The organism is Brevundimonas sp. CURTG3B2_SDJG (assembly GCF_057364705.1).
Map to the genome: position 1 here is coordinate 1 of NZ_JBNFOJ010000087.1, position 10,690 is coordinate 10,690.

The window sequence follows — 10,690 nt, forward strand, 5'->3', positions numbered from 1 at the left end:
CCGATCGCCTGGGCGGCGTCGCGTTGGCCGCCACGAAGGCCAGCAGCGGGTCCGGCCGCGACTCAGCTGTTCCCGTCGTCATCGACGCGGCCTGCCGGCGGAAGGCCGCGTCGCCCAGCTTGGTGCCGGTGATCAGGCGCTCGGCCAGGGCCTCGGGGCTCTCGCGGCCCAGCAGCGCCTTCACCGACGGATTGTCCACCGTCAGATACTCGCGCGTCTTGGACAGCCAGTACCGCATGCGGATCTCTTCCATGTCGGTGTAGATCGGCGTGTCGGCGCCCAGGGCGTTCGCCAGTTGCTCGCGCTGCGCGTCCGTCCGGTTGGCGTTCTTCGAGGACCGCACCAGCATGCGCGCGAACCGGAACAGGTCCGAGCCGCCGCCGGCCGACTGCTCCAGCTGGCGGAACGGCAGGTACAGGTCACGCGCGGTCGCTTGAACGCGCTCCAGGTCGGCCCACGGGTCGCCGATCTGCTGCACCAGGTTCGGGTCCGCCGCCACCCGGGCGCGCAGTTCGTTCTCTTCCTCGCGCTTGCGGGCCATGAAGGCCGGGTCGGTCAGGGCGCCCTGCTGGCCGTAGTAGACCTTGAAGCTGTTCTCCAGGCCGAAGATCGGATCGAACGAGACGCGCTTGGGCTCGTCGCCGGTCAGCGAATACTCCAGCAGGCGGCCGCGCAGCTCCGAGTTCTGGATCAGGGTGATCGGCAGCTGCTGGTCGCGCAGCCGCTCCAGCTGGCTCATCGTCAGCAGGCGCTGGGTCGTGCCCGGATTGCCCGACACGAAGGTCACGTCGCCCTCGGCCGGAGCGTTGGCGTTCCAGCGCAGGAAGTTCGGCGTCTCGACCGGCTTGCCATCCTCGTAGGCGCGCAGGAACCCCGCATCCAGGGCGTAGCGCGGGAAGTTGAAGTTGTCGGGGTCGCCGCCGAAGAAGGCGGCCTGGTTCTCGGGCGCGAAGACCAGGCGCACGTCGTCGTACTTGCGGAACTTGTACAGCGAGTAGCGGCCGCCGCGGTACAGGCTGATCACCTGGCAGTTGAAGCGGGCGTCCTGGGCGCAGGCTTCCTGCTGGATCTTGTTGATCTCGGCGTTGCGGGCGGCGTTGAAGGCGGCGCCCTCCAGGCCCTGGCCGGCGGCCAGCACGCGGTCGGTGACGTCGACGATCTCGGTCAGCACCTCGGCCGTCTGGCCGGGGCAGCGGCGCTCCTCCTCGCGGGTGGCCGCCATGAAGCCGTTCTTCACGAAGTCCTGCTCGGGCGTCGAAAGCTCCTGGGCGCAACCGACGACGCAGTGCCAGTTCGTCAGGACCAGGCCCGTGTTCGACACGAACGAGGCCGAGCAGCCCTGGATACGGACCGAGGCGTTGCGCACGCGGTCCAGCCACGCCTGGTCGATGCGGGTGCCGTACTTCTGGTTCACCGTCTGGATCGGGAAGTTGTCGAAGGTCCACATGCCTTCGTCGGCCTTGGCGGCGGACGGGGCGGCCATGACGGTCATCGCGCCAGCCACGGCGACGATGGAGGCGGTCGCCGAGACGGCGGCGCGCAACGAACGGAACAGCATTCTGTAGTTCTCCCATGAGACCGGATCTGGTCGCCGGCTCTCGTGCCCGCGTACCTAGACCCTATGAACGGCAGTCGTCCATGCGTTCCGGCGCGGCGATCCTCGGGGACCGCCCGCCGCCTTACCCCGATTTAACTTGGCCATGCTGTCTTGCATTGTCAGATAGCGGCCAACGTTCGGGGCCAAGTCCTATATGTCGCTCGCTCTCTCCACCCTGCTCTACGAGTGGCGCCGCTACATGGCGGCGGTCATGGCGCTCGCCTTGTCCGGCCTTCTGGTGCTGGCCATGACCGGCGTCTTCATCGGCATCGGCAAGGGCTTCACCGCCACCATCGAGCGCTCCCGCGCCGACATCATCATCATGCAGCCGGGCGCCAAGAGCCTGATGAGCGGGCCGTCTGGCGTGCCGCGCCGCTTCATCCCCCTGGCCTACCGCAATCCCGAGGTCGTCGAGGTCCAGCCGCTGGACGGCGCCGGCGGCTCCTTCCAGTCGGTCAAGAACGTCGACCCGACGATGTCCCAGGCCGAGCGCGCCCGTCAGGGCGCGCCGCGGCAGGAGTTCGTCCAGACCTCGATCATCGACACCACCCCGGACGCGGTCACCATCCCGACCGACTACTCCCAGGAGCTGGTGGACGCCCTGCGCCAGCCGTACACCGTCGCCATCGACGAGACTGCGACGCGCAAGCTGGGCGTGAAGCTGGGCGACCGCGCCATCTACAACGGCCAGACCGTGACTGTCGTGGGCATCACCCGCGGCTATCCCAACATGATGCAGGCCACCATCATCATGTCGCGCGACACCCTGCGCATGGTCGGCCAGGCCGACACCGGCCCGCGGGTCGGGCCGCTGATGATCAAGCTGCGCGATCCGACCCAGGCCCAGCGCGTCGCCGCCGAGCTGAACGCCCAGGGCAACGGCCAATGGAAGGCCTGGACCCGCCAGGAACTGGCCGACGCCAACGCCGGCGCCATGTTCGAGGAAGGCATCCTGGTCATCATCATCGGCGGCTGCGTGGTGCTGGGCACCATCATCGGGGTGGCCATCACCTGGCAGACCCTGCGCGGCGCCATCATGGCCAACATCAAGGAATTCGCCTCGCTGCGCGCCCTGGGCGTCGGCATGGGATCGCTGCAGCGGATCGTCATGGAGCTCAGCTTCTGGGTCGGCTGCGTCGGCGTCGTCGCGGCCATCGCGCTGACCTTCCTGCTCCAGGCCCTCGCCCTGATGGGCGCGGTCATCATCGCCCTGCCGCCGATCCTCCTGATCATCGTCGGCGGCGGCCTGATCGTCATCGCCATGCTGTCGGGCCTGCTGTCCCTCGGCATCCTCAAGAACAGCCAACCCGCGGACCTGCTGCGATGACCGCTCACACCAAGGCTCACGGGAAGCACGGCGATTTCGCCATCGAGGCCAAGGGTCTGGTCAAGCGCTTCAAGTCCGGCAAGTCGTTCGTCGAGGTGCTGAAGAAGGTCGATTTCGACGCGCGCCACGGCGATCTGACCATGGTCATGGGCCCGTCCGGCTCGGGCAAGTCGACCCTGATCGCCGCCCTGTCCGGCCTGCTGCGGCCCGAGGAAGGCCGCGTCGACACCCTCGACGTCGACAACCTGTGGAAGCTGTCGTCCGGCAAGATCGACAAGTTCCGCCTCGACCACTGCGGCTTCATCTTCCAGGGCTTCAACCTGTTCCCGGCCCTGTCGGCCCTGCAGCAGGTCGAGGTCGTCCTGAAGTTCCAGGGCCTGACCCCGGCCCAGGCCAAGAAGCGCGCCACCGTCGCGCTGGAGGAGGTCGGCCTCGGCCATCGCCTCCACCAGCGCCCGTCGGCGCTGTCGGGCGGCGAGAAGCAGCGCGTGGCCATCGCCCGCGCCCTGGCCAAGGACCCTCAGATCCTGTTCGCGGACGAGCCGACCTCGGCGCTGGACGGCGAAAACGGCCAGATCGTCATCCGTCTGCTGCGCCGCGCCGCCACCGAACACGGCGCCGCCGTCATCTGCGTGACCCACGACCCTCGCCTCGAGGCCTGGGCCGACCGCGTGATCCACATCGAGGACGGCGTGATCATCGACGATCAGCGCCGCACTCCGAACCCCGACGCCACCCTGGCGTCGCACTGAACGCCTTCTAGGACCAAGAACGACCATGCTCGGCATTCTGAAGAACAAATGGCTCTGGATCGGCGTCGTGCTGATCATCGTCCTCGTCGTCGGCTTCAGCGTGATGCAGGGCAACGCGGCGAAGAAGAAGGAGGCCGACGCGCGGGCGGCGGCCGAGAAGGTCGAAAGCCCCTACGCGGCCATCGCCAACGGCAAGGTCGACATCGAGGGCGGCATCATCCAGATCGCGGCCCGCCGCGGCGGCGTCGTCCGCGAGGTCCTGGTCCAGGAAGGCGACCGCGTCGTCGCCGGCCAGATCCTGGCCCGCCAGGAGGACGACGAGCCGCGCCTGGCCCTGCAGCGCGCCCGCGCCGAGGTCGCCCAGGCCGAAAGCCAGATCCGCCAGATCCAGGTCGAGGTCGCCACCGCCCGGCGCGAATACGACCGCCTGCAGCGGCTCGCCCCCACCAACTTCGTCGCCGCCCAGCGCCTGGACCAGGCCCGCGACGCCATCGCCACCGCCGAGGCCAACCTCGCGTCCCAGCGGGCCTCGATCCAGACCGCCCGCGCGCGGATGTCCGAGGCCGAGTACAACGTCGAGCTGACCGTCATCCGTTCGCCCGCCAACGGCCGCATCGTCCGCCGCTACGCCAACCCCGCGCCGGCGCCTCGACCCGTCGAACGTGTCCAACATGTTCGACCTGGAGCCCGACGCCCCGCGCATCGCCCGCGCCGAGATCGTCGAGTCCGACATCCCCAACGTCACCCCGGGCCAGCAGGTCGAGATCACCCCCGAGGGCGACCCGTCCAAGGTCTATGTCGGCACGGTGCTGCGCCGGGCCGCCGTCTTCGGCGCCCGCAAGCTGGCCTCGGACGACCCCTCGCAACGGTCCGACGAACGGGTCGTGGAAGTCGTCGTCACCGCCGGCGACGCCCCCTGCTGATCGGGCAACGCGTGTTGGTGAAGTTCATGAAGGCCGGCCAGACGGCGGGCGCCCCGCGCGCCACCGCCGCGGGCGTCCCCGCCGACCGTTCCATGCGCACCCCGGCGCGCCAGGCCAGCTAAGAGGCCTCTACCCGGCGTGAACCCGGGCCAGGAAGTCCCGCACCCGCGGAGCGGCCTGGTCCAGGTGCGTCTCCAGCAGCCAGTGCCCGCCATCCTCGAACAGGTGCAGTTCGGCGTCGGGCAGGTCGCGCAGATAAGCCTTCGCGGCGCCCTCGGGCATGTAGCCGTCCTTAGGCCCCCAGAGGATCAGCGTCGGCGGCTGGTGTTCTCGTAGGTACGCCTGGTAGCGCGCGAACCAGCCGCGGTTCTCCCGCAGGCCCGCGATCACCTCCAGGTGGATCGCCTTCCGGCGCGGCGTCGTCAGCGCCCAGTGCAGGGTCCATAGGTCGGGTGAGATCCGCTCGGCGACCTCCCCCTCTGCGCCGTTCAGGAACTCCTCGCGATAGCCCTCCAGGGTGATCGCCTCCCCCAGCCGCGCCTTCCGCTCGGGCGTCGGATCGTCCCAATAGGCCTTCAGCCCGTCGTATTGGGGGCCCAGCTGATCCTCGTAGATGTCGCCGTTCTGGATGATCAGAGCGGCGATCCTGTCCGGCCGCCGGATCGCCAGCCGCAGCCCGATCTGCGACCCGAAGTCGTGCAGGTACAGCGCGAACCGCTCCGCGCCCGCCGCCTCGGCGAACCGCTCCAGGAACCGGGCATAGCCGTCGAAGTCGTAGGCGAACCCGTCGGGCGTCCCGCTGTAGCCGCAGCCCGGAAAGTCCGGCGCCAGGGTGCGCCAGCGGTCCGCCAGCCGGGGCATGAGGTTGCGGAACTCGTACGACGAGCACGGATAGCCGTGGGGCAGCAGCAGGACCGGCGCCTCGGCCGGCCCGGCCTCGCGATAGAAGACCTCGACGCCGTCGATCTCGACGGTGTGGTGGCGAACGGCGGTCATGGGGTGGCTAACGCCCGCCCCGCCGCCGGGTTCAGCGCCCCTTGAAGTCGCCCCGCCGCTTCTCCAGCGCCGCCGCCGCCCCCTCGGCGTGATCGTCGGTCAGATGCGCCAGCGCCTGCATCGCCGCCGTCATCTCCAGAATCTGGTCGAACGTTCCGTCGCGCCCCTGGCGCAGCAGCGCCTTGGTCATCCGGAGCGCATGCGGCGCCTGGGCGGCGATCTCGCTCGCCACCGCCAGCGCCTCGTCCATCAGGCGCTCGGCGGGAACGACCCGGCTGACCAGCCCCCAGTCCAGGGCGGTCCTGGCGTCCAGCACCCGGCTGGTGAACAGCATCTCGGCGGCCCGCGCATAGCCCACGTTCCGGGGCATCAGCCACGCCCCCCCGTCGCCCGGCAGGATGCCCAGCTTCAGGAACGGCACGCCGAAGCTGGCGGCCTCCGACGCGATCCGGATGTCGCCCAGCCCGGCGATGTCGCAACCCAGCCCCATGGCCGGTCCGTTCACCGCCGTCACCAGCGGAACCTCCAGGCCGTACAGCGACCGCACGATCCGGTGCACGACCCGGCGATAGCGCTCGCGAATCTCCGCGCCGGAGCCTTCGAACAGGTCGCGCCGGTCGCGCATCGCCTTCAGGTCCCCTCCGGCCGAAAAGGCCCGGCCCGCGCCGGTCAGCACCACGCAGCGCACCGCCTGATCCGCGTTCACCGCCTCGCAGGCCGCCGCGAACGTCTCGCCGTCGTCCAGGTCCGGCAGGGCGTTCAACCGCTCGGCCCGGTCCAGGGTCCAGATCTGGACGGCGTCGCGGCGTTCGATGCGGATCAGGGTCATGGGGAAGCAGTGCCGCAATCCGGGGTCGGAGACAAATCGGCGCCGCCCGCGGGTGCTAGGTGGCCAGTGGCTAGTGGCTAGTGGCTAGTGGCTAGTGGTTGGTGTGATGGTTGATGCATGGACAAACGCCGACCATCGGTCGCGGTCGGTGATTCATCGACACTAGCCACTACTCACCAACCCCAAACGCAAAACCCCGGCCTTCCGGCCGGGGTTCTGTCGGTCTCTAGCGGATGACGGTCTCGCCCTACCGGCGCGCCTTGTCGATCCTGATCGGCACGAAGTTGGAGGGATGGCTGACCACTCGGTCACCCGCTCCGTTCGTGTTCCTCGTGTTTACCAGCATCCCGCCCCACAGGGCGAAGGACATCATGGCGTGTTGCAGGTTCCGTTCCTTGTCGTTCATCTGTGATGTCTCCTTTCGCTGAACGATGAAAAGAGACACGTCGTGCTTGCAGGGGTTTTCACCCTCTTAGTCGTTTCGCGTCAGGGTCAACGTAGATTCACCCTGTGGGAATTGCAATCCATTTTGCTCCGCTATCGGACCATATTTCGCACCCATGTCATCAACTGTCTCCTCCGCGCCACAGCCCTCTCCCGCCCGGTCGCCCAAGGCGATCGTCACGCCCTGCGTGAAGGTCTGCATCGTCGATGGGGCTTCCGGCCTGTGCCTGGGGTGCTATCGCAGCCTGCCCGAGATCGGCGGCTGGAGCGCCTTGACCGACGACCAGCGCGCCGCCGTCATGGCCGAGCTGCCCTCGCGCAGGGCGCGCATCGATCCGGCCAAGCTGGGCCCTGCATGACCGCTTCCGCTTAACCCCCCGTCCACCATCCTCCTTCACCGCATCCCAATCGGCGCGTGCGAAAGGTCACGGGCCGCGAAAGCGGCGTCCCGTCCGCCGCGAGTGCGCCGATCATGCGTTTCGACCTTTCCTCCGTCGCCGCCGTCGCCCTGGCCGTGGCCTCGTCGCTCACCGTCCTGTGGTGGATGGATCAGGCCGGATTCCGCGGCCAGGCGCAGGCCGCGGAGGTTCTGGTCGCGGAGCGCCCCGCCGCTCAGGCTCCCGCGCACGGCCGGCCGGGCCAGGTCCTGAAGGCCGCCGACGGTCACTACTGGGCCGACGCCCTCGTCGACGGCCGCGCCGTCCGCGTCATGATCGACACCGGCGCCAGCGTCGTGGTCCTGACCCGGGCCGACGCCGCGCGCCTGGGTCTGGATCTGCGAGCCTCCGACTTCTCCGGCTCGGTGATCACCGCCTCGGGCCCGGTCCGCGCCGCCCCCGTCGAGCTGAAGGCCGTCGCCGTCGCCGGGCCCGCGTCGACAAGGTCGAGGCCCTGGTCGTCGAACAGGGCCTGCCCCATTCCCTGCTCGGCATGAGCTACCTGGGCCGCCTGTCCGGCTTCTCCGCCACCCCGGCGGCCCTCACGCTGCGGCCGTAGGACGTGGCGAGTGGCGAGTGGCGAGTGGCGAGTGGCGAGTGGCGAGGGTTCAGACTCATTTGAAGCAAAGCAAGATCAGCAGCTTGAATTTTCCGCTCATCCCCGCGAAGGCGGGGACTCAGTTCTTTTGCCGGCGCAAGTCACTGGGATTGTCGTTTGCGGGCCCTTGGCGCGCCCTGGTCGCCCAAAACACTGGGTCCCCGCCTTCGCGGGGATGAGCGGTATTGAGGACGGACCCTAGTGATTGCTCTGTCCTGCACCGGGCCTGATCGGCGAGGTAGGCGCCTGCGGCATCCCCACTAGCCACTAACCACTAGCCACTCACAACGCCTTCACCACCACCGACAGCGCCGTCGCCACCATGTAGACGGCGAAGGCCTTGCGCAGCATCCGCTTGTCCAGGCTGTGGGCCAGCTTCGCGCCCCAGGGCGCCACGGCGGTGGTCAGCACCCCCATCACCACGGCGGCCGGCACGTTGACGTAGCCGATCGAGAACGGCGGACGCCCGGCCGCGCCCCAGCCGAAGACCACGAACCCCAGCGCCGCCGCCGCGCCGATCGCCACGCCGAAGCCCGAGGCCGTCGCCACCGCCTGGTGGATCGGCCGTCCGCACAGCGTCATGGTCAGCCCGCCGAAGCTGCCGCCGCCGATGCCCATCATCGCCGACAGGCCGCCGATGACCGTGCCGACGATCCGGCGGACCCATCCGGTCGGCAGATCCTTGGCGACGGTGAACCGCTCGGGCAGCAGGCCCAGCTGCAGCCCGATCAGCGCCAGGCAGACCCCGTAGACGATCGCCAGCCCCTCCATCGAGGCCAAGCCCGCGATCGCCGCTCCCACCAGGCCGCCGAACCCCACCCAGGGCGTCCAACTCCTCAGCACCGCCTCGTCCACGGCCCCGTGGCTTCGGTGCGCCTTCAGCGAGCGCCATGAGGTCGCGACGATGGTCAGCAGCGAGGTGCCGACCGCCACGTGCAGATTGCTCTCCCCGCCGACGCCCAACACCTCGAAGGCGTAGAACAGCGCCGGCACGATCACCGTGCCTCCGCCCACCCCGAACAGGCCCGCCACGATCCCGCCCGCCAGCCCGGCCGCGACCAGGGCGGCCAACAGAATCAGGATCTCGGACAGGGGGAGGACGGTCATGCGTCGAACGGTCTAGCCCAGCCGCCGCCGCTCGGCCAATCTCGCCGGAACTCGGGGCTCCGAGGACGATTTTTCGAAGATCCGCAGCGTTGCAGAAGCGGGAATTCCATGAACGACCTGATCATCTGGACCTATGACTGGGTGCCCGCAGGCCCTCGTGGCTTCGTCCGTGATCTCCGTCTCCGTTGGGCGTGCGAGGAAGCCGGCCTGGCCTATTCGGTGCGGACGGTGGCCTTCGACGACCGGGCGACCAACCACCTCTCGCGGCAACCCTTCGGCCAGATCCCCTTCCTGACCGACGGCGACCTGCAGATTTTCGAAAGCGGCGCCTGCCTGCTCCACCTCGCCCGCAAGAGCGAGGCTCTCATGCCGCGCGACGCGGCGGGAGAGGCGGAGACCGCCCAATGGCTCATCGCGGCGTTGAACTCCATCGAGATGGTCAGCGTTCCCTGGTGGTTCCTCGACATCTCGGGCCACAAGGACAACGGGCTGGCCGGCTGGATGGGCAGCCGCCTCGATCACATGGAAAGGGTCCTGAGCGAGCGGGACTGGCTGGCGGCGGACCGCTTCACCGTCGCCGACCTGCTGATGGCCGACGTCCTGAGGGTCCCGCTGGTCCGCGCCTTCGGAGATCGCCCCGCCACCGAGGCCTATGTGACCCGCGTCACCGGTCGCCCCGCGTTCCGGAAGGCCCGCGCCGACCAGTTGGCCCATTTCGCCGCGATGGACGAGCGCCGGGCGGCCGCCGGCTAGGGCCGATCGACATTCAGGGATTCCGGCGCCCAGGGATCGTCATTCGGGGCTGAGCGCAGCGAAAGAACCCGGAATGACGCGCGAGATTGAATATCGATTAGCCCTAGATCAGCAGCGCGCCTTCGTGCCGCAACAGCCAGCCCTTTCGCTCCAGGCCCCCGCCGAAACCGACCAGGGCGCCGTCCGCCCCGATCACCCGGTGGCACGGCAGGATCAGCGCCACGGGATTGCGGTTCAGCGCCACGCCCGCCGCCTGGGCCGCGCCCGGCTCTCCGGCTCGTTTGGCCATCTCGCCGTAGCTGATAGTCACGCCCGCCGGGACCCGCGCCAGTTCGCGCCAGACCCGCGCCTGGAAGCCGTCGCCGGCCTCCGCCCCCTCCAGCGACCACGCGATCCGGCCCAGCGCCTCGCGATCGCCGCCGAAATAGGCCTCCAGCGCCCGCACGACCTCCGCAGGCGCCGCGCCGTCCTTCAGGGCCGCCGCCGGGTACTCCCGCCGCATCGCCTTGGCCAGTCCATCGCCGAACGACAGCCCGCGCACCACCCCGGCGTCATCGCACGCCAGGGCCAGCGGTCCGATCGGGCTGTCCAGCCACGACAGGGTCAGACGATCCGGCGCGCCGGTCATTGCGGCATCATCGCGTTCATTTCGCCCCAGCCGAGGGCGCCCTCCAGCATCGGAGCGGTCTCCCCGTCCTGCAGGAACACCTTCGCCAGCGCCGCGGCCCGGCCGTAGGCGGCGCTCGACAGGCCCGATCCGGCGCTTAGCCGCCGCACGCCCAGCCGCTCCAGCTCCGCGGCGCCCGGGAGGCCCGGGAAGGCCAGCAGATTGACCGGCAACGTCTGCCGGCGGTCAGCTCCGCGATCCCGTCCGGATCGACCAGTCCGGGCGCGAACAGCCGTCCGCCCCGGCCGCCTGGTACGCAT

General features: G+C 69.5%; 11 protein-coding genes and 2 pseudogenes. 6 read left to right on the top strand and 7 right to left on the bottom strand.

Translation table 11 applies throughout. The features are described from left to right. A partial coding sequence (locus AC2W7C_RS07710) for a S46 family peptidase (RefSeq protein ID WP_486000917.1) occupies nt 1-1,558 on the bottom strand: 1,558 nt, incomplete at its 3' end. 193 nt (nt 1,559-1,751) lie between these two features. Between AC2W7C_RS07710 and AC2W7C_RS07715 the strand changes: the two genes are divergently transcribed. From AC2W7C_RS07715 to AC2W7C_RS07725, 3 genes and pseudogenes are all read left to right on the top strand, one after another. Next, on the top strand, nt 1,752-2,924 hold the full coding sequence (locus tag AC2W7C_RS07715) for an ABC transporter permease (protein WP_486000918.1): 1,173 nt from the start codon (nt 1,752-1,754) through the stop codon (nt 2,922-2,924). Next, nucleotides 2,921-3,676 carry an ABC transporter ATP-binding protein gene (locus AC2W7C_RS07720; RefSeq protein WP_486000919.1) on the top strand — a complete coding sequence of 252 codons (756 nt, stop codon included), beginning with the start codon at nt 2,921-2,923 and terminating at the stop codon, nt 3,674-3,676. The genes AC2W7C_RS07715 and AC2W7C_RS07720 overlap by 4 nt, the downstream gene beginning before the upstream one ends. 25 nt (nt 3,677-3,701) lie before the next feature. Then, nucleotides 3,702-4,721 (top strand): annotated as a pseudogene (locus AC2W7C_RS07725) (HlyD family secretion protein). 7 nt (nt 4,722-4,728) lie between these two features. Here AC2W7C_RS07725 and AC2W7C_RS07730 read toward each other — a convergent pair. The 3 genes from AC2W7C_RS07730 to AC2W7C_RS07740 form a co-directional block, all read right to left on the bottom strand. Beyond that, the gene (locus AC2W7C_RS07730; protein ID WP_486000920.1) at nt 4,729-5,595 is read right to left on the bottom strand and encodes an alpha/beta fold hydrolase; all 867 of its coding nucleotides are present in this window, start codon (nt 5,593-5,595) and stop codon (nt 4,729-4,731) included. Nucleotides 5,596-5,626: 31 nt separating this feature from the next. Beyond that, the gene (locus tag AC2W7C_RS07735; protein ID WP_486000921.1) at nt 5,627-6,424 is read right to left on the bottom strand and encodes a crotonase/enoyl-CoA hydratase family protein; all 798 of its coding nucleotides are present in this window, start codon (nt 6,422-6,424) and stop codon (nt 5,627-5,629) included. Between the two features lie 247 nt (nt 6,425-6,671). Then, entirely contained in the window at nt 6,672-6,830 is a 159-nt protein-coding gene (locus AC2W7C_RS07740; RefSeq protein ID WP_486000922.1) for a hypothetical protein, read from the bottom strand. A 154-nt stretch (nt 6,831-6,984) separates the two neighbouring features. On the opposite strand from AC2W7C_RS07740, the gene AC2W7C_RS07745 reads away from it, so the two are divergent. Further along, nucleotides 6,985-7,227 (top strand): DUF1289 domain-containing protein, encoded by a 243-nt coding sequence (locus AC2W7C_RS07745; RefSeq protein WP_486000923.1) that lies wholly within the window; start codon nt 6,985-6,987, stop codon nt 7,225-7,227. Between the two features lie 113 nt (nt 7,228-7,340). After that, entirely contained in the window at nt 7,341-7,802 is a 462-nt protein-coding gene (locus tag AC2W7C_RS07750) for a retropepsin-like aspartic protease family protein (RefSeq protein WP_486000924.1), read from the top strand. A 383-nt stretch (nt 7,803-8,185) separates the two neighbouring features. Here AC2W7C_RS07750 and AC2W7C_RS07755 read toward each other — a convergent pair whose 3' ends face one another. After that, nucleotides 8,186-9,010 carry a sulfite exporter TauE/SafE family protein gene (locus AC2W7C_RS07755; protein WP_486000925.1) on the bottom strand — a complete coding sequence of 275 codons (825 nt, stop codon included), beginning with the start codon at nt 9,008-9,010 and terminating at the stop codon, nt 8,186-8,188. 108 nt (nt 9,011-9,118) lie between these two features. On the opposite strand from AC2W7C_RS07755, the gene AC2W7C_RS07760 reads away from it, so the two are divergent. Next, nucleotides 9,119-9,763, top strand: a complete 645-nt coding sequence (locus tag AC2W7C_RS07760) for a glutathione S-transferase family protein (RefSeq protein WP_486000926.1) — start codon at nt 9,119-9,121, stop codon at nt 9,761-9,763. A 103-nt stretch (nt 9,764-9,866) separates the two neighbouring features. Here the strand turns inward: AC2W7C_RS07760 and AC2W7C_RS07765 are convergent, their stop codons facing one another. Beyond that, nucleotides 9,867-10,391, bottom strand: a complete 525-nt coding sequence (locus AC2W7C_RS07765) for a methylated-DNA--[protein]-cysteine S-methyltransferase (protein ID WP_486000927.1) — start codon at nt 10,389-10,391, stop codon at nt 9,867-9,869. Further along, nucleotides 10,388-10,690: pseudogene (locus tag AC2W7C_RS07770) on the bottom strand (hypothetical protein); the annotation flags it as partial. The gene AC2W7C_RS07765 and the pseudogene AC2W7C_RS07770, both read right to left, overlap by 4 nt.